Source organism: Synechococcus sp. R6-5, assembly GCF_047461775.1.
GTDB lineage: Bacteria > Cyanobacteriota > Cyanobacteriia > Thermostichales > Thermostichaceae > Thermostichus.
Window position 1 is genome coordinate 1 of the sequence record NZ_JANSHV010000103.1, and the last position, 20800, is coordinate 20800.

General features: G+C 58.8%; 19 protein-coding genes. 6 read left to right on the forward strand and 13 right to left on the reverse strand.

All coding sequences use genetic code 11. From position 1 onward, the window contains the following. Positions 1-101 precede the first annotated feature (101 nt). Entirely contained in the window at positions 102-2318 is a 2217-nt protein-coding gene (locus tag NW818_RS06080; protein WP_414344451.1) for an NAD-binding protein, read from the reverse strand. A gap of 432 nt (positions 2319-2750) precedes the next feature. Here NW818_RS06080 and NW818_RS06085 point away from each other — a divergent pair, with 432 nt between their 5' ends. The 3 genes from NW818_RS06085 to NW818_RS06095 all read left to right on the forward strand — a co-directional run bounded on the left by NW818_RS06085 (position 2751) and on the right by NW818_RS06095 (position 6136). Next, positions 2751-3803 carry a Fe(3+) ABC transporter substrate-binding protein gene (locus NW818_RS06085; protein ID WP_414344452.1) on the forward strand — a complete coding sequence of 351 codons (1053 nt, stop codon included), beginning with the start codon at positions 2751-2753 and terminating at the stop codon, positions 3801-3803. 173 nt (positions 3804-3976) lie between these two features. Then, a complete protein-coding gene (locus NW818_RS06090; protein ID WP_414344453.1) occupies positions 3977-4342 on the forward strand; it encodes a hypothetical protein in 366 nt (121 codons plus the stop codon). Positions 4343-4435: 93 nt separating this feature from the next. Further along, on the forward strand, positions 4436-6136 hold the full coding sequence (locus tag NW818_RS06095) for an ABC transporter permease (protein ID WP_414424086.1): 1701 nt from the start codon (positions 4436-4438) through the stop codon (positions 6134-6136). A 5-nt stretch (positions 6137-6141) separates the two neighbouring features. On the opposite strand, the gene NW818_RS06100 is transcribed toward NW818_RS06095, so the two are convergent. The 8 genes from NW818_RS06100 to NW818_RS06135 form a co-directional block, all read right to left on the reverse strand. Continuing rightward, entirely contained in the window at positions 6142-7086 is a 945-nt protein-coding gene (locus NW818_RS06100; RefSeq protein WP_414330493.1) for a F0F1 ATP synthase subunit gamma, read from the reverse strand. Between the two features lie 70 nt (positions 7087-7156). Beyond that, positions 7157-8677 (reverse strand): F0F1 ATP synthase subunit alpha, encoded by a 1521-nt coding sequence (atpA, locus tag NW818_RS06105; RefSeq protein ID WP_011434218.1) that lies wholly within the window; start codon positions 8675-8677, stop codon positions 7157-7159. A 43-nt stretch (positions 8678-8720) separates the two neighbouring features. Beyond that, positions 8721-9269 carry an ATP synthase F1 subunit delta gene (atpH, locus tag NW818_RS06110; RefSeq protein WP_414424087.1) on the reverse strand — a complete coding sequence of 183 codons (549 nt, stop codon included), beginning with the start codon at positions 9267-9269 and terminating at the stop codon, positions 8721-8723. A 20-nt stretch (positions 9270-9289) separates the two neighbouring features. Continuing rightward, positions 9290-9853 carry a F0F1 ATP synthase subunit B gene (locus tag NW818_RS06115; RefSeq protein WP_414424088.1) on the reverse strand — a complete coding sequence of 188 codons (564 nt, stop codon included), beginning with the start codon at positions 9851-9853 and terminating at the stop codon, positions 9290-9292. Positions 9854-9888: 35 nt separating this feature from the next. Further along, positions 9889-10362: a F0F1 ATP synthase subunit B' gene (locus NW818_RS06120; protein WP_414349846.1), complete on the reverse strand. Its 474-nt coding sequence runs from the start codon at positions 10360-10362 to the stop codon at positions 9889-9891. A 102-nt stretch (positions 10363-10464) separates the two neighbouring features. Beyond that, entirely contained in the window at positions 10465-10710 is a 246-nt protein-coding gene (gene atpE, locus NW818_RS06125; protein ID WP_235280127.1) for an ATP synthase F0 subunit C, read from the reverse strand. Between the two features lie 220 nt (positions 10711-10930). After that, on the reverse strand, positions 10931-11677 hold the full coding sequence (atpB, locus tag NW818_RS06130) for a F0F1 ATP synthase subunit A (RefSeq protein ID WP_414349847.1): 747 nt from the start codon (positions 11675-11677) through the stop codon (positions 10931-10933). A gap of 5 nt (positions 11678-11682) precedes the next feature. Further along, positions 11683-12087 (reverse strand): hypothetical protein, encoded by a 405-nt coding sequence (locus tag NW818_RS06135; protein ID WP_238376806.1) that lies wholly within the window; start codon positions 12085-12087, stop codon positions 11683-11685. A 517-nt stretch (positions 12088-12604) separates the two neighbouring features. On the opposite strand from NW818_RS06135, the gene NW818_RS06140 reads away from it, so the two are divergent. Continuing rightward, positions 12605-13192 (forward strand): DUF3177 family protein, encoded by a 588-nt coding sequence (locus NW818_RS06140; RefSeq protein ID WP_011434226.1) that lies wholly within the window; start codon positions 12605-12607, stop codon positions 13190-13192. Further along, the gene (locus tag NW818_RS06145) at positions 13189-13503 is read left to right on the forward strand and encodes a hypothetical protein (RefSeq protein WP_414330481.1); all 315 of its coding nucleotides are present in this window, start codon (positions 13189-13191) and stop codon (positions 13501-13503) included. Before NW818_RS06140 ends, NW818_RS06145 begins: the two co-directional genes overlap by 4 nt. A 14-nt stretch (positions 13504-13517) precedes the next feature. On the opposite strand, the gene gpmI is transcribed toward NW818_RS06145, so the two are convergent. From gpmI to mnmE, 4 genes are all read right to left on the reverse strand, one after another. Then, positions 13518-15110, reverse strand: coding sequence for a 2,3-bisphosphoglycerate-independent phosphoglycerate mutase (gpmI, locus tag NW818_RS06150; RefSeq protein ID WP_011434228.1), 1593 nt, complete (start codon positions 15108-15110; stop codon positions 13518-13520). A 215-nt stretch (positions 15111-15325) separates the two neighbouring features. Beyond that, the gene (locus NW818_RS06155) at positions 15326-15844 is read right to left on the reverse strand and encodes a tetratricopeptide repeat protein (protein WP_011434229.1); all 519 of its coding nucleotides are present in this window, start codon (positions 15842-15844) and stop codon (positions 15326-15328) included. A gap of 39 nt (positions 15845-15883) precedes the next feature. Beyond that, positions 15884-16384: a DNA starvation/stationary phase protection protein Dps gene (dps, locus tag NW818_RS06160; RefSeq protein ID WP_414389222.1), complete on the reverse strand. Its 501-nt coding sequence runs from the start codon at positions 16382-16384 to the stop codon at positions 15884-15886. 110 nt (positions 16385-16494) lie between these two features. After that, positions 16495-17874, reverse strand: a complete 1380-nt coding sequence (mnmE, locus tag NW818_RS06165; RefSeq protein WP_414424089.1) for a tRNA uridine-5-carboxymethylaminomethyl(34) synthesis GTPase MnmE — start codon at positions 17872-17874, stop codon at positions 16495-16497. Between the two features lie 150 nt (positions 17875-18024). Between mnmE and glgP the strand changes: the two genes are divergently transcribed. Then, positions 18025-20625, forward strand: coding sequence for an alpha-glucan family phosphorylase (gene glgP, locus NW818_RS06170; protein ID WP_414424090.1), 2601 nt, complete (start codon positions 18025-18027; stop codon positions 20623-20625). Positions 20626-20800: the final 175 nt, after the last annotated feature.

A 20800-nucleotide genomic window follows, 5' to 3' on the forward strand; every position in this document is an offset into this window, starting at 1 on the left:
GCGGGGCTCCTGCGATTTCTAGCTGAATGTCCAACTGCCCATAACGAGATGTTTTGGACTACGGAGTGCAGAATAGACCAATAAACAGAACAGTGTCCAAATCAATTCAGATTACTCTCGCTGTTTTCGTTCATGGCTGCAGGGATCCAATGGGCAGGCTGCGCCTGGGCAAACACCTGCACTTCAGTGCTCATCTTGCGCAGTTGGCGGGCTAACTTGATTGCCTTGTCGCGGGGAAGGGGTGGGCTCACCACCGCCGGCAGACAGCCCAATAGGGGTTTCAGGGCCGTTTTGGGCAGGCGTGCGTAGAACGATAAAGCCGAGAGGATCTCCTCTTCAAAATAGGGGTTGCGATACTCTAGGAGGCGCACCTGATACAGCTCTGGGGGAAGAGGCCGTCCTTGGGTTAAGCGAATCAGGGATTCCACCGTTCCCATCACATAGAGTTGATCGCCTTCTTTCAACAGGGTCTTGCCCTCTTTTTGCCAGATCTTGGGAAAAACACAGGGTTTCCCCGGTCGGGAGCGATGCAGCAAGATCACCAGGTCATAGTCCTGGGCCAGTTGGCGCAAGGATAGCCCCAGGTAGTGGCAATCGGCCGAGACCTCCAGCAGCGTCACCAGCAGAGTTTCCCCCTGCCAAGCCAGGGTGCCGTAGACGGATCCCACCAGTGCTGCGGTGGCAAAAGCCCGTGCCCCCAGCCCGGTAGCGCTGTAGCTGATCCCCAGGGTCTGCATGTGGCGCTGCATGCGAGCCGCCAATTCGGGATCGGTAACCCGCAAAATGGTGCGGATCCCCGGCTGCAGGCTGTGGGCCGTCAGGGCCGTCTCCAGGTTGGTGAGATCGTCAGGGGTGGTGCAGATCAGGCAGCGGCTGCCTTGAATGCGAGCCTGCTGCAGCGTGCTTGCCAGGGCATAATCCCCACGAACCACCACCGCTCCCTCCCGTTCCGCTGCCTCCAAGAGAGGGTTCTCGCTATTGGGATCCACCACCACCACCTCGTAGCCCATCTGCCGCAACAACTGCAGCACCAAATAGCTCAGCCGCCCCAACCCTGCGATCACCACATGATCCTCTTTGGGCATACGGGCAGCCCGACCCAAGCCAAAGCGACTGCTCACCAATTTGTCGGTCACCAAGCCGTAAATCAACCCCACCAGGGCAGCCCCCACCAAGGTCATCATCACCGCCAGCACCTTCACCCCCAGCGGTGTTTCCGGCTGTTGAAAAGCCTCGATATCCCCGTAGCCCCCTGTCAGCACCACGATCGTCAGCAAAAGCCCATCGATGAGGGGTTTGCCGATCATCCTGAAGTTGATCACCCCCAGCACCAGCATGGCCCCCAAGGTGAAGGTGAGGGTGCGCACGATGGGCTTGACCTGTAGGAGTCCCTGCACTCCTCTGCGCAGCCAAGACCCAAGGGATCCCCGCCCCAACGACCTGCCTTGCCGTTGTTGTCGCTTGTCCTGCATCTGGCCGCTGGCCCAGCGCTGTGCCCGTGAGGAGCCCCGTCGCCCATTGCGTTCCAACAGTTGCAGGTAGGCTCTGGGATCGCAAATGACCAAAACGCGATCCCCCTCCAGCAGCTCTGCCTCGTGGTCAAAGTCGTCGAAAACTCGCTGTTTGGAAAAGTTAGAAAGCCCATCCACCGGGTAATGAAACAGCACCCGCGCCCCAAAAGTTTCCTCCAGCTCCGAGAGGGGCATATGCAGCAGGCGGGAGTTGTATCCGATGGTCAGCTCTACCACGTTCCAGAGGGTGGTCTCTCGGTCTGAGACAAAGTAAGCCGGATCTGCCAGCTCTGGCGGAAGCGTGGCCGGCTGGGCTTCCAGCTGGGGCAGCTCAAAGTAGCCAACAAATTCGTCGGAAACAGCCTTAAGGGCAAAAGCCGGGGCAGCCAAAGCCGCCACCGATAGGGAAAAATGCTGCGGCAAAGCCGAGTCGAGATAGCGGGCAAGGCTGTGGTTGAACAGACGGGAGACGACACGCACCTGTGGATTGAGATCTCGAATCAGCAAAGCCAGCTCGAAATTGGCTTGGTCGCTGTCCTCCAGGAGCAGCGCCACCCTAATCCGCTCGATCCCAGCCCGCTGCAACACCCCCGGCTGGCGGGGATCCGCCTGTAGGTATTGCCACTGCTCTTCCAAATGAGGGGGCAGATCGGGAGCAACTACTACAGCGCGATGTCCAAAAGCTTCTAGGGCTTGGAGAGTGAGCTCCACCAAATCGTTGTAGCCGCAGACCAGGATAGAGACACCTGGATCCCTGCTATTCTCTTGCACCTGCGCCTGAGGTAGTCCAGAAAGGGAGCTCACCATAGCTCTGTCATTTACCCTGCTCCCGTTATACCCGAAGCCCTTCCAGCTTTTGCGGGTGTTGTCAATACTGCTCCGCGGGGCTCCGGCCACAGACCGATTGCTCAACAAGATCGGCAAGATCGGCTGGGTCGCCGGCCATCTCGAGTGCTGTCGAGAACAGGGGGAAGTTGGCCAGTTCCATCCCAAAGGGTGAGAGATGAGAAAAACTTCTAAGAGCTTGACCCGGTACTTGAGATCCTCTATCATTGCCCCAAGGCGAGGTTCTTGAATAAAAGTCTCAATAAAGCTGGCCTAAGATGAGGGTCAACAGAGTGAGATTTGCGGGAACCGCCTTTGTCCTTTGGGCGTAGCTTTCAGGTTTTTTCTCAGAGAGAGGCATGGCCAGCTTGGCCGGTGGAGCTGTGTCTCTTGAGATGTTTTTGAACTTAGGAGTTGGGTATGCGCTTATCGCGACGGCAATTTGTCAGTGGAGCCACGCTAGGTTCTGCGGCTCTGGCAGCAGGGTCTCTTCTGCGTCCGGCCCATGGCGCCAATCGGGAAGTGAACCTCTACACCTCGCGGCACTACGGCACAGACGAGAAATTGTACGAACTTTTCCAGCAGAAAACGGGCATTACCGTGAATTGGGTGCAGGGCAACGCCGATGAGATCGTCCAGCGCATCCGCAGCGAGGGATCCAACAGCCCCGCCGACATCTTCATGACGGTGGATGTTGCCCGGTTGTGGCGGGCTCAGAACGAGGGCCTGTTTCAACCCATCCAGTCGGAGACGCTCTCCAAAAATATTCCCGAGTCTCTGCGGGATCCAGAGGGGTACTGGTTTGGCCTCACCAAGCGGGCGCGGGTGATCATGTACAACAAAGACAAGGTGGATCCCAAGGAGTTGTCCACCTATGAGGACTTGGCAAACCCCAAATGGCGGGGCAAGGTGCTCACCCGCTCCTCCAGCAACGTTTACAGCCAATCCTTGACGGCTTCGATCATCTTGGCCCACGGGATCCCGGAAACAGAGCAATGGGCACGGGGTTTAGTAGCCAATTTTGCTCGTCCGCCGGAAGGGGGAGACACGGATCAGATCAAGGCCGTGGCCGCCGGAGTGGGAGATGTGGCTCTGGCCAACACCTACTATTTGCCGCGTTTGATCAAATCCGACAATCCAGAAGAGCGCGCCGTAGCCGAGAAAATCGGCGTCTTCTTCCCCAACCAGCAGGATCGTGGCACCCACGTCAACATCAGCGGGGCCGGCATTCTGAAAACAGCTCCCAACAAAGACGCGGCCATCCAATTTTTGGAGTTTCTCTCCGGGCCAGAGGCGCAGGCCATTTTTGCCCAGAGCAACAATGAGTACCCGGTACTGCCCGGGGCTGAGATCGACTCGTTGGTGGCCAGCTTTGGCACCTTTAAGGAAGATACGATCAACGCCGCCAGCATTGGCCGCGTCACCCCTGATGCCCTAAAGGTAATGGATCGGGCCGGTTGGAAGTAGATCAGGCCTCCAGGACAGGCCCTGAGTGCAGCCTTTCATTGCTTGACGCCGTGAACGTTAAGCAGCTTGACGGTTCTTGGCCAAGCGTCGATACTCTAGGACGGCGTTGCTTCCGTTCGAGGCCGCTCAGGCGTCCTGTCTTTCTTTTTCAAAAGCTTCTGGAGGTTTGCCAAATGAAACAACTGCGAACAGCAGGCTTGTTCTTGCTCCTGCTTTCTTTAACTTCTTTCTACACCAATAGCCCGGCAAAGGCAATTGAAAACCTTCCCGAAAAGGCTCCTGTTCCAAAGCGGGATCTGCTCTTGAACACAGAAAACAAAGAAGAAGTATTTGACATTATGTCGATCCCCAATTATCCCCACGACAAGCCCGAGGGGTTGGCCATTCTCAACTCAACTACCCTAGCGATAGTTAACGACGACGACTTTGGCATCGTCTCGGAAAAGGGCGCGGTTCAAGAAAAAACTATGCCTTACCTTGGTAACAAGCAAGACGAGAACATCGTTTATTTCGTTAAGCTGCCCAAGAGCTTGTTTTGAGAGAAAACTTGGTTGGGGATCCCTGGAGGATCCCCTTTTCTTCCCCAGGAGTTGCTCAAGAGGTAGCTCCCGCCTGTTGAGATGGACAAAGAGATGAGGTTGAAGTTGTTGAGCAAATCTCTGCCGGGAAGTGGCTTCTTTCCTCTGAACGGCTGGGCGCTTCTGACTCTGACCCTCAGCGGTCTCATTCTCGTTCCTGTCCTTACGGTGTTGCTCAGCCTTTTTGCGGACGAGCGGCAGGTTTGGGAGCACCTGGCCGATACGGTCTTGGGGCTTTATGTGCGCAATAGCCTGGTGATGATGGCAGGGGTGGCGGCGGGGGTCATCCTGGTGGGCAGTGGCACTGCCTGGCTGGTGACCATGTGTCAGTTTTGGGGGCGGGCCTGGCTGGAGTGGATGTTGGTGCTGCCCCTGGCGGCCCCCACCTATGTGTTGGCCTACGCCTACACCGATTTTTTGCAGGTAACCGGCGGTTTCCAGATCTGGCTGCGGCGGGTAACAGGTTGGGGGATCGGCGACTACTGGTTCCTTAACATTCGCTCGTTGTGGGGGGCGATCCTGCTGCTGATCCTCACCCTCTATCCCTATGTTTACCTCTCGGCCCGGCTGGCCTTTCAGGAACAGTCGGTAGCCTGTTTGGAGGTGAGTCGCTCCCTGGGTTATGGGCCTTGGGCCAGCTTTTTCAAGGTGGCTTTGCCGCTGGCCCGACCGGGGATCGTGGCCGGCTGTCTGCTGGCCTTGATGGAAACCCTCAACGATTTCGGCACCGTCAGCTATTTCGGGGTAGATACCTTTACAACCGGCATCTACCGCACCTGGACGGCCCTGGGCAATCCGGTGGCGGCGGCTCAGCTTTCGGCGCTGCTGTTGCTGCTGGTGTTGCTGCTGATAACGATGGAGCAGGTCTCCCGCCGGCGGGCGCGCTACTATCGCCAAGGGTTCAAACCCACCCCAACCCGTTACCGCCTACAAGGGATCCGGGCGGTGGGGGCTTGGCTAGCCTGTGGGATCCCAATTGGGCTGGGCTTCGTCGTTCCGGCCTTGATTCTGCTCAATATGACCCTGCGGCAGGGGGAGCTGGGTCGCCGCTTTTGGAGCTACGCCCAGAACAGCTTTTGGCTATCCACCATCACGGCTGTCATTGCCGTTTCCGTGTCGGTGGTGGTGCTGTACGGGCTGCGCATGCAGGGGCTAGGACGGGCGGGATCCCCGTGGGGCCTGCGGCTGGCGGTGCAGTTGTCTTCTCTGGGCTACGCGCTGCCGGGAGTGGTGATCGCGGTGGGGGTTCTGATTCCCCTAGGGTGGTTGGATCAACTGCTGAGCTACCTGCGGCAGGTGGTGCTGCAACAGCCACCTGGCCTGGTGATCAGTGGCACCCTCACGGCTTTGGTGTTCGGCTACCTGGTGCGGTTTTTGGCCGTGGCTTTGGCCACCGTCGAGGCCACGCTGCTGCGCATTCCCCCCAGTTTGGATGAGGCAGCCCGCAGCCTGGGACAGGGATCCCTGGGCACCCTGTGGCAGGTGCATTTGCCCTTGATGAGGGGTGGCCTCTTGGGGGCTATGCTGCTGGTATTTGTGGATGTGATGAAGGAGCTGCCGGCCACGATGGTGCTGCGGCCTTTCAACTTCGACACCTTGGCGGTGCAAACCTACCGTTTGGCAGCCGATGAGCGTCTCGCGGAGGCAGGGGCACCGGCTTTGGCCATTGTCTTGGTGGGGATTTTGCCGGTGGTTCTGCTCAACTCCCAGATGGCGCGGCAACGCAACCTCGGCTCCTCAGGGGATCTCCTTTGAGAACCCTACAAGGCCTCCGCTCCGGCCACCACCTCCAGGATCTCCTGGGTAATAGCCGCCTGGCGAGCTTTGTTGTAGGCAAGACCCAGCGTGCGAATGAGCTCGCTGGCATTGTCGCTGGCGTTGTTCATGGCCGTCATGCGAGCTGCCAATTCGCTGGCCGCCGCCTCCTGCAAGGCCCGTAGCAACTGGTTGTTCAGGTACAGCGGCAGCAGTGCATCCAAAATCTGCACGGGATCCTGCTCAAAGATCATGTCCTGAGGTGGGGCCGAGACCGCTGCGATGACTTTGCTGCGCTCGACAGTAAACTCTCCGCCCCGCACCAAAAGACGAAAAATTTCATCGTCTTGAGTGGCCAACCGCGACGGATCGAGGGGCAACAGGGATTGCACCACCGGACGGGAGCTGATCAAAGAGACAAAGCGGGTATAGAGCAGCTCTACCTTGTCCACCTTCTCCGACAAGAAGGCCGAGAGGAGCTGATCCCCAATCTGGGCAGCCTCAGCCGCCGTGGGGATCTGCGACAAATTCACGTAGGTCTTGGCGATGGGAGCGGAGCGCCGCTGGAAATACTGCACCGCCTTGCGGCCCACCAGGTAAAGCTGCACCTGCTGCCCTGTCTCCTGCAGCTCGCGAACCCGCTCCTCGGTGCGCTTAATCACGTTGGCGTTGTAGGCTCCGCACAAGCCCCGATCCCCGGCCACCACCAACAGCCCCACCGTCTGGATGGGGCGCTGCTTCAGCAGAGGCAAGTTGACATCTTCCAGCCGCAGCCGAGTTTGCAGCCGATAGAAAACCTGGGCCAGTCGGTCGGCAAAGGGACGGGTGGCCATCACTTGCTCTTGGGCGCGCCGCACTCGGGCTGCTGCCACCAGCCGCATGGCCTCGGTGATTTTGCGGGTGTTTTTGACCGCTTTGATGCGATCGCGGATACGCTTGAGATTTGCCATAACCTATTCCCTCTATTTAAGGACTCCGTCCTGCTAACGCGAACGGTGGCTGACAGGGATCCGCGTCAGGCTAGGCTGCCTTGGCCACGAAGCTCTGCTTGAACTCTGTGATGGCCGTTTTCAAGATTTCTTCTGCCTCGTCGGTGAGTTGCTTGGTGGAGAGGACGATCTCGCCATACTTGGGATGGGTGGTGCCCAGGTAAGCCAAAAGGCCCTGTTTGAAGCTGGAGACCTTCTCCACCGGAATGTCATCCAAATAGCCTCGCGTCCCCGCATAGATAATGGCCACCTGCTGATCCAGAGACAGGGGAGAGTACTGTGGCTGCTTCAGCAACTCCTGCAGCCGTTGGCCGCGGGCCAACTGCTTTTGGGTAGCCTCATCCAGGTCAGAGGCAAATTGGGCAAAGGCCTCCAGATCGCGGTATTGCGCCAGTTCCACCTTGATGGAGCCAGCCACCTTTTTCATCGCCTTGGTCTGAGCTGCCGAGCCGACGCGGCTGACGGAAATCCCGACGTTGATGGCCGGGCGGATGCCAGCGTTGAACAGATCCGATTCCAAGAAGATCTGCCCATCGGTGATGGAGATAACATTGGTGGGAATGTAGGCCGACACGTCATTGGCCTGGGTTTCCACGATCGGCAGTGCCGTCATGGATCCCTCTCCCAGTTGGCTGCTCAGCTTGGCGGCTCGCTCCAATAGCCGCGAGTGCAGGTAGAACACATCCCCAGGATAGGCTTCTCGACCGGGTGGACGGCGCAGCAGCAGTGACATTTGCCGATAGGCCACCGCCTGCTTGGAGAGATCGTCATAGACCACCAGGGTGTGTTTGCCCTGGTACATGAAGTATTCGGCAATGGTGGCACCACAATAGGGGGCCAGCCACTGCAACGGAGCCGGGCTATCGGCGCCGGCAGCCACCACAATGCTGTAGTCCATGGCCCCTCGCTCGGTCAGGATGCCCACCACCTGGGCGATGGTGCTCTGCTTCTGGCCAATGGCTACGTAAATGCAGATCACATCCTGCCCTTTTTGGTTCAGGATTGTGTCCACAGCAACGGTGGTCTTGCCGGTTTGGCGGTCGCCGATGATCAGTTCCCGCTGCCCCCGCCCGATGGGGATCAGGGCATCGATGGCGGTAATGCCGGTTTGCAGGGGCTCGTACACAGAGCGGCGATCGACAATGCCAGGTGCCGGAGATTCGATCAGGCGAGACTCCGTACACTGGATCGGGCCTTTGCCGTCGAGGGGGTTGCACAGGGGATCCACCACGCGGCCCAAGAGGGCTTCCCCCACCGGGATGCTGGCAATCTTGCCCGTGGATTTGACGGTGGATCCCTCTTGGATATTCCGCCCGGAGCCGATCAGCACGGCACCGATGTTGTCTTCTTCCAGGTTGAGGGCAATACCGGTGGTGCCATCCTCAAATTCCAGCAGCTCGCTGGCCATCACCTTATCCAAACCGTAGATGCGGGCAATGCCATCCCCCACCTGCAGAACTGTCCCCACATTGGAGACCTGCATCTCCTGGTTGTACTGCTCAATCTGCTGTTTGATGATGGTGCTAATCTCGTCTGGGCGAATGGTAGGCATAGCAGTCCTCTCAAGTAATGGGAAGGGATCCTCAAAAACCAACTTAGGCCAACTGCAAGGCAAGCCGGCGCAACTGTCCACGCAAGCTGAGGTCGATCACCTGGGATCCGATCTTGATGACCACCCCTCCCAGCAGCTCTGGATCCTGAGCAGTTTGCAACTCCACGCCGCTGGCCCGCGTGAAGTCCATCACCCGCTCGCGAATTGACTGCTGCTGAGCTTCCGTCAAGGGTATCGCCGTCGTCACTTCGGCCAGGACGATGTTCTGGAGCTTCCGCTGCAGATCCAAAAAGCGCCGGCAGACGGCCCCGAGAAACATGATACGGCGGCGGTCGGTCAACAACTTCAGCGCATTCAGCAGCAGAGGGTGGATCTGATCGGCAAATACTTGCTGCAGCAGGTTCTTTTTGGCCTCGGCCTTGATCACCGGGTTGGCGAGAAACTGGCCCAGCTCCGGCGTAGCCCGCAAAACCTCGGCAATAAAGCACATATCGGCGGCAAAAGTGTCCAGCAATCCCTGGCCTGACCCAAGAGCAATGAGAGCCTCGGCATAGGGATCCACCACCTTCTCGGCCATTGTGCTGCTGATCATACCTTTCTCCTCCTTGAGAGTTAGCGGGCAATCATTTGGATCCCTCTCTCGATCAAGCTGCGGTGAACCTCTTCGTTGAGGTGCTGCGGCAACTCCTGCTCCACCTTGCTCAAGGCTTGGCGAACGATCTGCCGACGCAACTCTTGAAGAATCCGCTCCTGCTCGCTAGACAACTCTTTCTCGGCATTGGCCCGCAGCCGCTCCACTTCCCGCTCCGCCTGCTCCAACAACTCTTGCCGACGGGCTTCGGCGTTGGCTTCCGCCTGCTTGCGGATACGTTCAGCCTCCTGCTGAGCCTGGGCCAGCTTTTGCTGCTCCTCCGCCAGCCTCTCGATGGCTTCCTGTTTGCGCTGCTCCGCTTGCCGCAGTTCTTCTAGGATCCCCTCCCGCCGCTTGGCCAGGGCTTCTCCCACCACTTTGCGACCCAAGATAAACAGCAAGGTGAGAATGATCGCGATGTTGATCAGGTTGCTCTCGAGAATCTTGGCCAAGAGATCCCCCTCTCCTGCCTTGGCTTCTGGGAGTAGCTCCGTGGTCTCGGCCACAGCCAAGATCCAACCGGCCACCCAACTCCACACAGGCATCGCAAGCTCCTCCAAAAGTACTTCCAACCAGCGATCTAACGAGCACTGCCCAACAGTTTCTGGGTAATCTGGGCGGCAATGGCATCCACCTGCTGCTGCAGCTGTTCGAGGGCTGCCTGCTTCTCTTGCTCGACCTGTAGCCGCGCCGCCTCCAGCTTCTGCTGGATCTCTGCCTGCACAGCAGCCAGTTTCTCGGAACGAATGCGAGCAGCTGCAGCCTCTGCCTCAGCGATCACCTGCTGGGCTTGCAAGCGGGCCTGGCTGATCTCAGACTCATACTGTCGGGTCAACGACACCGCCTTGTCCAACCGCTCTTGGGCTTCCGCTTGAGTGGTGCGGATGTAGTCGCTGCGGCTGTCGATAGCCCGCGTAACCGGCTCATAGAAGAGGGAGTTGAGCACTGCCACCAACAGCAAAAACTGAATGGCAATCAGGGGCAGGGTGGCATCCAGATCGAAAAGACCACCTTTTTCAGCCGCTTCAACAGCCAATAGAGTTTGGAAGAGCATGGGTGTTATGACCCCAACAGAAACTTAGGTCTACCGTCAGGCCGGGTTGGGGGGCGGATGTGGTTCACCTCAGCCATCGCTGCGGCCCGCCCCCGTAGGACACTAGGCGAAGGGGTTGGCAAACAAAAGCACCAAAGCCACCACCAAGCCGTAGATGGTCAGAGCTTCCATGAAGGCCAGGCTAACCAGCAGGTTGCCGCGGATCTTGTCTTCCGCCTCAGGTTGGCGGGCCACCCCTTCCATCGCAGCAGCAGCAGCGTTCCCTTGACCGATCCCAGGGCCCAGGGATCCCAGACCAATGGCCAGAGCAGCAGCCAGAACAGAAGCAGCAGAGGTTAACGGATCCATAGTGAGATGCTCCTTGGTGATTGACACAACAACAACGTCTCTTGAGCTTCAGAGGTGATCGGGTCTGATACACTACAGCCTCAAATCACTCCCTTGTCGGCGGCTTTCAGAACCAATCTGTCAGCCCCAACAAACCTTACCAAAAGAAGGGATCCCTTGCGCTGGCCCACTTGAGATGATCCTCCGTGAAAAGGCCAAGGTGATCGGCCAAACAGCGGGCTCAATCGTGGTGATCCCCTCCTCCATGACCTTCCAGCGCCTCTCCAATGTAAGCTGCCGAGAGGGTTGAGAAGATCAAAGCCTGAATCGCCCCCGTAAACAGGAACAGAACCATCACCGGCACGGGGATAAACAAGGGCACCAGCAACACCAACACCGCAATCACCAGCTCTTCTGCCAGGATGTTGCCGAATAGACGGAAACTCAGGGAAAGGGGCTTGGTGAAATCTTCTAAAACGTTGATGGGCAGCAGAATCGGGGTAGGCTCGATGTACTTTTTGAAGTAAGACAGCCCCCGCTTGCTGATGCCGGCCACGAAATACATGATGCTGGTGAGCAGCGCCAACCCGGCAGTGGTGTTGATGTCGTTGGTGGGGGAGGCCAACTCCCCTTCCGGCAGGGGAATTAACTTCCAGGGGAAGAGGTTGCCCATCCAGTTGGAGACGAAGATGAACAGGAACAAGGTGCCGACATAGGGTACCCAGGGCCGGAAGTTTTTCTCGCCAATCTGGGCACGGGCAATGCTCTGCACAAATTCCAGGGCATACTCGACAAAGTTTTGCAGACCAGCCGGCTCCCGCTGCAGTTGACGGGTGCCCAAGATAACCACCGTCAAGATCAGGGCAATGGCGATCCAGCTGGCGATCAAAACCTGCCCGTGAACCGTGAATTTGCCCAGGTGCCAGTAAAGGTGATGGCCGACCTCGAGTTCTGCCAAAAGAGGAGGAGAGGAGAAGGACAGGTTCATGGGCATCACACAGAAGAAGATGAACGGGTCAAGGTCTGGACAAGATGAATGAGCAGGGTGACCTTGTAGGTCATGAACCCCAGGAAAATGGGCAATATCTGTAAAGACTTCACCTGAGTGGCTAAAACGATCAGCCCGACAAACAGAGCCAAACGCGTCACCCCCAAACGGTTGCGGCTTTTGCCCAGCTCCGCTACGCCGCGGCCCAGCATGCGCAGATAAACCACGCCAACAACCGCCCCCAGCAAGTAGTTGGCAGCTACCCCCAGAGAGTAAACTAGGGCCACTCCCACGGCAATGGCCAGACTTACCCCCAAGGTAACCAGCACCAGCCACAGCTGCAGCGCTTCATAGCTCCCGCTGCCAGCAACTGCTGCCCCCCTAGCTCCACCCTTCACCTTCCTCGCCAAATCGGGCTTCCCCAGGGCAAGGGGTGGCTCTGACGCAACTGGATCCCCTGTCTCTTCCTCCCGCTTCGGAGAAGGAGGTGCATTCTCCAAGGGAGGCAGTGGTCTGGGCTTCCACTGGGTCGCCTTCCAACGGGTAGAACTGTGAGAGAGGAGTCTGGAAGAACGGGCCATGGTTTCGAGGTCATGCCTCTCAAGGTTTGACCTTAACCCAAGATAACACGATTAAGTAACAATACTTAATGAGATTAAGTTGGGCCAAGGTCTGAAGGAGACTCCGCTGGTCGCTCAGACAGGCAGCTGGCCTTCCGAACGACAGGGATACTCCTCTGAGGAGCTAGCTAAGAATCTACCACTTTCGGGGATCGGTAGCGGCAAAATGGAAAACTTTCTGAAAGCTGTCTGGTGTAAAGTTTTGCTGGGGATGGTCAGCAGGCGTTAACATTCCGTAACTCTCTGTGTCCCGTCCTGGATCCCCCAGGTTTCATATACTAAGGGGCAGGAGTGGCAGAGGGTGAGGATGACTCCCCAGAGTTGGCTGGTGGATGCAATCTGGCTGGACTACCGCTTGGCAGTGGCGCTGACGGTGGTGATGCCATTGCTGCTGCTGATTTGGGCTTTTGCGGTGGGGTTGCGGCCCTTGATTCAGCTATTGATCGTTTATTGGCGGGTATCGAGCCTCTTGGCGGTGACGGTGTACCTGATGATTGGGGGCCTGCCCGTCAGCTTTCTCAGTGGAGCAATGGCGCGGCTGTTGATCTTGGTTTGTCTTTGGTTTTGGCGGGACTGGAGTGCTGCTCTCGAGCAGTCGAGAACCTGGGCGGCGCGAGCCTTTTTGCTCTGGCGGTGGGGCCTGACTGGTTATATGGGGGCCGGGATCCTCTTTTCGGGGGCCTTTGTGCCCTGTGCTTTCCGCACTTCTCTGCCAGAGGAGTGCCGGGCTTGGTTTGGGCCACCGCTGGGGTTTCGGGAGATCTTCCATCCCAATGTATCGCCGGAGCTGCTGGGGAGCGTGGGGGCCTGGGGGCTGGTGGCCTACCTGCTCTACAGCCTCTACTTTGTCTGGCGGCTGCGGCCTGGAACTGATAAGGGGGAACTGGAAGCATGAGGGCCCTGCCTTGGCCCTTGGCCTTGGAGCGCTATAGCCAAGACCACCCGCAAGAGGTGCTGCGGGTGGAGGTGGAAAGCGAGGGAGAGTCTGATCTGGTGCTGATCTACCGCGGCTACAGCAGCTCCTTGCGCCGACCCACTCCCCCCGATCCCGAAGCGGCGGTGATCCCTCCCCAGGCCCGCTTTTTGCAGTTGGAGCGCTTGGCTGCCCCCTATCACCCCGATCGCTCACGGGTTCTGGCTGTCTATCGCAACTGGGGAGAGCTAACAGCATGGCTGGCCCAAGAAGGGATCCCAGTGACGGAGTAAGGGATCCCTGGCACCTACCGCCCCACAGGACTGGGTTGCCGCTGGAGAATGGTATATTCTGCCGGCTGCAAAAGCGAGCGTCCTGTCATTTCGGGGGGCTGAGGCAGGCCCAAGATCTCCAGCAGGGTGGGGGCCACATCAGCCAAAGTGCCGTTGGAGCGCAACTTGACATCGCCGCCACAGCCGGGGATTTTACGCCTTTCCCCCTCCACCAGAATGCAGGGAACGGGGTTGGTGGTGTGGGCCGTCCAGGGGTTGCCGTTCTCATCCCACATCAGCTCTGCATTGCCATGATCCGCCAGGATCAAAGTAGTGCCTCCCGCATCTACCACTGCCGCCAGCAGCCGGCCCAAACAGCGATCCACCGTTTCCAGGGCGCGGATGGTGGCTTCGTAGTTGCCAGTGTGACCTACCATGTCGGGGTTGGCATAGTTGAGCACCACCAGGCTGTATTCGCGGCGGGCGATGGCCTCTATCGCCTTGTCGGTCACTTCCACTGCCGACATCTCCGGCGCCTGGTCGTAGGTGGTCACCAGCGGGCTTTGCACCAGGATGCGATCTTCGCCGGGGAAGGGCTGCTCGATGCCGCCGTTGAAGAAGTAGGTGACATGGGCGTATTTTTCCGTCTCGGCAATGCGCAATTGCTTGAGGCCGGCCTCGCTCACCACTTGGCCCAGCAGGTGATTCAGGTTCTGGGGCTTGAACAGCACCTGCACCGGCAGATCCGCCTCGTACTGAGTCATGGTGATGAAGGTGAGAGCCGGCAGCAAGGGGCGTTGAAAACCCGAAAAGTCTGGGCAGACAAAGGCTTGGGTAAGTTGGCGGGCGCGATCTGGGCGGAAGTTGAAGAAAAGCACCGCATCTCCCGGCTGCACAGCCCCCGGAGCCAGGCGGGTGGGCGGGATGAACTCGTCTGTGAGATCCTGGGCATAGAAAGCTTCCATCACCTCCGCGGCGCTTTGTCCACGGCCAGGGCCGTCTTGGGTCATGATCTCGTAGGCCTTTTGGGTGCGCTCCCAACGGCGATCCCGATCCATGGCGTAGTAGCGTCCGCTCAGGGTGGCGATGACGCCATTGCCCAGCCATTGCAGCTCTTTTTCCAGGGCGGCCAGAACCCTGGCACCATCGCGGGGCAAGGTGTCGCGGCCATCGGTGATGGCGTGGACATAGGCCGGAATCTCAGCCTGGGCCGCCAGCTTGAGCAACCCATAGAGATGGTCGATGTGGGAGTGAACCCCCCCCTCGGAGCAAAGGCCAACGAAGTGAAAACGGCCCCCTCGCTCTCTGAGCTGGCGACAAACTTGCATCAACAAGGGATCCTGGAAGAGGGATCCTGTCTCTATCGCGTCGCTGATGCGCACCAATTCCTGCGGCACCACCCGCCCTGCCCCCAAGGTCAGGTGCCCGACTTCAGAGTTGCCCATCTGTCCTGCTGGCAGGCCCACGGCCCGACCCGAAGCTTGCAGCAGGGTGTGGGGATAGGCAGCCCAAAGGCTATCCAGGACAGGGGTTTCCGCAGCCAGCACCGCGTTGCCATCGAGAGCATCCCGATAACCCCAGCCATCCAGGATCACCAAAACCACAGGTGCTACCGATTGCGAATCCATGAAATGGCCTCTCGTTTTATTTAAGACATAATACCAGCCCAGGCAACACGATACCGGATCTTACATTTGCACTCAAGATTTCAGTATTATCAATCTTCTTTTGAGAGGATAAGGAAGTGCCTGCACAGGCAGGATGGAGTCTTTAGAGCCAACTCCTATGGACAACTGTGCTGCGGTCAAGAGTATTTCTGCGGATGAAATTGCAGATGGGATCCTCAGGGGCTGGGCTGCAACCGTTTGCGCAGAGACTCCGAGCGCCGCTTAGCAATGGCATTTCGGGGATCCAACTTCAGGGCAGTTTCGTAAGCTTCCAAGCTTGGGCCATAGAGATTTTTCTTCTCATAGGCATGGGCCAGATTGTTCCAAGCAGTTACATAACCGGGATCCGCAGCCACGGCATCCTTGTAGTAGCGGATGGCCAAGTCATACTGCCCCTGGCTGAAGTAGGCAAAACCGAGGGCGTTGCAGACGGGGGGAATGTTCTCCCCGGCCACTTCTAGGGCTTTTTTGAGCTGGGCAACCGCCTGGTCGTAGAGGCCCTTTTGCAGATAGACGCTGCCCAACTCGTAGTGCTCCTGCGGGGATCCCTTGCCTTTGCTCAGGCGGGGCTGCAGCTCACGGATGACCTTTTCCTGGGCCCGTACCCGCAGCACCTCCCGCAGGACAAAGAAGCCCGCCACGCCGAGGATACTGGCCAGAGCCACCAAATACAGGAGGGGAACGTTAACGCCCATTTTGCTTGATCCACTTGCCTGTGACTGGCCTCGCTGGCGTCACGCCTGCAGGTGAGCCTCGATAAACCAAAGATCTTTGTCAATCTGGCGCGAGATCTCGGTGAACAGGTCTGCTGTGTCGGCATCCCCCAGTTCGGTGGTGCGGTCAATGTTGCGGCGGACGGAAGCTGCATATTGAGCGTAACGGGCTGCCAAAGCCTGCAGGTGATCCCGACCCTCTTCAGCGGCCAGATCGTACTCCGGCAAGGTGGAGGTTTGGGCAATGATGCGAGCCGTGCCGCGGGCGATGCCCCCCAGCGCCGTAACCCGTTCCGCCAGCATGTCCACGTAGTTTTCCAGGGTGCTGGCAAAAGTGTCGAACATCTCGTGCAAGGCGATGAAGTGCATGCCTTTAACGTTCCAGTGGGCCTGTTTCACCTGCGTCTTCAGATCCAACGTGTCTGCCAAGGACTGGTTGAGCAGCTCCACCAGTTGCGCGCGAGCCTCTGCCGGCAAGTCGATCCGGGTGGGGTAGAGACGGGTTTTCTCGGCGGTAACCATGCCTAATCTCCTAATTGTGTTTCCATTATCGGGGATCCGCTTCGGCTTCCCAACTGAGCCCATGGTAACACAAACTCAGAATGAGTATGAGTTAGGAGGAGTCTATAGAGTTACTTACCGATGCAGAAGCGGCTGAAAATCTGATCCAGCACTGATTCCGAGATCTCCTCGCCAGTGATCTGGCCAAGGGCATGCAGGGCGCCCCGTAGGTCGATGCTCCAAAAGTCCAGGGGGAGCTGAGCTTGGATGGCCTGCCCCACCTGTTCCAGGCTGGCTTGGGCTTGTTGGAGGGCAGCGGCCTGCCGCTGGTTCAGGCTTATCTCCAGATTGGGCTGGGGACGTCCCTGGGTGACAAGCTGCTCCAGGGCTTCTTCCAGCTCCGGGATCCCTTTCCCTTGGGCGGCAACCGTGGGGACGCGGTGGGCAATCTCGGGGGGGAGAGGGATCCCCTCTGGCGGGGCGAGGTCGGTTTTGTTGATCACCAGGATGAGGGGGCGATGGCGGATCGACTCGTAGATGGCGGCGTCGGCAGCCGTCCAGCCCGCTTGGGCGTCGATGACCAGCACCAGCACATCGGCAGCCTGAGCTAGGCGTTGGGAGCGCTCCACCCCCAGCCGTTCCACCGGATCTTCGGTGGCGCGGATGCCGGCAGTGTCCAGGAGCTGGACGGGGATCCCTTTTACCACCAGGTGGGATTCCACCACGTCGCGGGTGGTGCCGGGCAGATCGGTGACGATGGCGCGATCCTGTCCTGACCAAGCATTGAGCAGGCTGGACTTGCCCACATTGGGCCTCCCGACAATGGCCACCTTCACCCCGGTGCGCAGCAGTTGTCCCCGTTCTGCCGTGGCCAGCAGGGCTTGCATCTGGGCTTGAATAGCTTGGAGCCGGGCCTGCCAAGCAGCAACATCCAAGGGGGGCAGATCCTCTTCAAAGTCGAGGCGAGCCTCAATTTCTGCCAACAAACCCAGCAGCTCCTGGCGCAGGGCGCGAATGGATCCCCCTAACTTACCCTGCAAGCCTGCTAGGGCCATCCGGGCCGCCTGAGGGGAGCGGGCCGCCACCAGATCGGCCACACTCTCGGCCTGGGTGAGGTCAATGCGGCCATTCAGAAAAGCGCGCAGGCTAAACTCCCCCGGCTGGGCCAACCGCGCCCCCTGCCGCAGGCATTGTTGCAACGTGGCCTGAACCACCATGATGCCACCGTGGCAATGCAGCTCTGCCACATCTTCGCGGGTGTAGGAGCGGGGGGCTTGCATCCAAACGGCCAGCGCTTCGTCTAGAATTTGGCCTTTCTCATCGTGGATCCAGCCGTAGAGGAGCCGATGGCTCTCCCAGACTGCGTTGCGGCGGGCAGGGGTGAAGATGGCTTGGACAATGGAAAGGGATCGTGAACCGGAAAGGCGCACAATCCCCACGCTGCCCTGTTCAGGCACCACCGCAGTGGCAATGGCAGCGATCGTATCGGCCAGGGGCGCAGTCGGATCCATCCTAAACAAAGCCCTGAGGGAGTTCGAGCAGCCGTTGGATTACAGCTCGGCATCCACTGGATTACAAATCGACATTCAAGTTAAAAAGCCACGCCCTCAGGCTGAGGGCAAGGTAGCCTGACAGTGGAAACAACGCTCCTCCCAGTCTTTATGAAGCCGCTACGCACGTTTAAGGTCACTCCCTACCTGCCTACTCCGCTGGAAAGTCTGCGCTTGTTGGCTTACAACCTGCATTTTAGTTGGAACGTAGAAACCCGCAGCCTATTCCGGCGCATGGATCCCGATCTGTGGGATGCCTGTGCCCACAACCCGGTGGCTCTTCTGGGTCGGATCCGGCAGGAACGGCTGGATGAGTTGGCGGAGGATCCCGGCTTTTTGGCCCAGTTGGAACGGGCCAGCCAACAACTGCAGAGCTACCTGCAGGAGGACACTTGGTATCGCAAGTATCGTTCGGCCCAAGCGGTGGAAGGAGAGTGCTACGCCTATTTTTCGGCAGAGTTTGGTTTGGCGGATTGTCTACCCCTCTACTCAGGCGGCTTGGGGGTTTTGGCCGGGGATCACCTCAAGGCGGCCAGCGACCTGGGCTTGCCCCTGGTGGGTGTGGGCTTGCTCTACCAAAAGGGGTATTTCCGCCAGTACCTCAACCCCGACGGCTGGCAGCAGGAACGCTACCCAGTTAACGATTTCTTTAACATGCCCCTGGAGCTGCAGAGAGATGCGGAGGGCCGCGAAATTCGCATTGAGGTGGATTATCCCAACCGCAAGGTGTTCGCCCGCATTTGGAAGGTGACGGTGGGGAGGGTGCCCCTGTATCTTCTGGACACCAACATCGAGCCCAACAGCCAGTACGACCAAGACATCACCGATGAGCTGTACGGCGGCGACCAAGATCTGCGCATCCACCAGGAGATCATGCTGGGGATCGGCGGCGTGCGGGCTTTGCGCGCCCTTGGGATCCATCCCACCGTCTACCACATGAACGAAGGGCACTCGGCCTTTTTGGCAGTAGAGCGGATTCGCCTGTTGATGGTGGAGCAGGGGCTGAGCTTTGAAGAGGCCTGGCAGGTGGCCAAGTCCAGCCAGATGTTTACCACCCACACGTCGGTGCCCGCCGGGATCGACCTATTCCCGCCCGACAAGATCGATTACTACCTCGGCTTCTACTACAGCCAGATGGGCCTGAGCCGGGAGCGCTTTTTGGCTTTGGGACGGGAAAATACTGGCGACTTCCAATCTCCCTTCAGCATGGCAGTGCTGGCCATCAACATGGCCTCTTTTGTGAACGGTGTGAGCAAGCTGCATGGGGCGGTTTCCCGCAAGATGTTCAGCCGGCTGTGGCCTGGGATCCCGCTGGAAGAAGTGCCGATTACTTCCATCACCAACGGGGTACATGTCCGCACCTGGGTGGGGGAGGAGAACCAAGCCCTCTACGACCGCTACCTGGGGCCGGATTGGGCAGAGGCTCCTCCTTCGGATCCCCTCTGGCAAAAGGTGGATCGGATTCCGGATGGGGAATTGTGGCGGGCCCACGAGCGCAGCCGCTCCCGCCTGATTAACTTTACCCGCGAGCGCTTGATGGAACAGCTCCAGAAACGGGCTGCCTCAGCGGCTGAGATCCAACGGGCCTCTGAGGCCCTCAACCCGGAGGTGCTTACCATTGGGTTTGCCCGCCGCTTTGCCACCTACAAGCGGGCCACCCTTTTGTTCCACAACCTGGAACGGCTCAAGGCTTTGCTCAACCATCCTCAGTACCCGATGCAGTTTATCTTTGCCGGCAAGGCCCACCCCCGCGACATACCCGGCAAAGAGCTGATCCGCCAGATCGTGCAGGTGTCGCGGCAGCCGGAGTTTCGCCAGCGCTTGGTTTTCATTGAGGACTACGACATGTATGTCACCAGCTTGATGGTGGCCGGGGTGGATGTGTGGCTGAACAACCCCTTGCGCCCCCGGGAGGCCAGCGGCACCAGTGGCATGAAGGCGGCAGCCAACGGTGGACAGAACCTCAGTATTTTGGACGGCTGGTGGGACGAGGCTGACTATTACCAGACCGGCTGGCCCATTGGCCGCGGTGAGGAGTATGAGGATCGCGCCTATCAAGATGAGGTGGAGTCGAATGCCCTCTACGACCTGCTGGAACAAGAGGTTGCCCCTCTCTTCTACCAGCGCGGCAGCGATGGCCTACCCCATCAGTGGATCCAGCGCATGAAGCAGGCGATTCGCCTCAATTGCCCCCAGTTCAGCACGCAGCGCATGGTGTTGGAGTACGTCCAGCGAGCCTACATTCCTCTCAGCAACTACTTCGACCGCATGCGCCGTGACCACTTCGAGTCGGCCCGCCAGTTCGTTCGTTGGCAAAACCACCTGCAGGAGCATTGGTACAACATCCAGGTTCTCAACGTCCAGATCGAAACCCCGAAGAAAGCTGCCGCTGCCGGCCTTGCCTTGGCACAGGATGACCAAGTGGTGATGGCCAGGGATCCCCTCACCGTGACGGTGGAAGTGCGGCTGGGATCCCTGCAACCTCAGGATGTGATTGTGCAAGCTTATCAGGGGCCGGTCAAGGATGATGGCCAGATTCAGAAAGGACAGGCAATCTCCCTGCGCTATGTGGAGACGCTGGAGGATCGGGCCATCTTTTCCGGCCAGATTTGCTATGAGGCCAGCGGCTTGCAAGGGTTAGCCATCCGCTTGCTGCCCTTTCACCCCGATATGCACGATCCCTATGAGCTGCGGTTGATGCTCTGGGCGTGACATACTCCCATCACTGACCCTACGGGTACAGTGTGGGCTTCTCGCTTCATCGGGGAGCCTACGCAAGAACCCTCTGCGAGCAGACACGGGATGTCCCACCGCGTAGCTGCACCAGATTCCGGCAAAGCCGTTTTGTGCAACTACTCTCATCATACACCATGTGGGGGTATCTGTA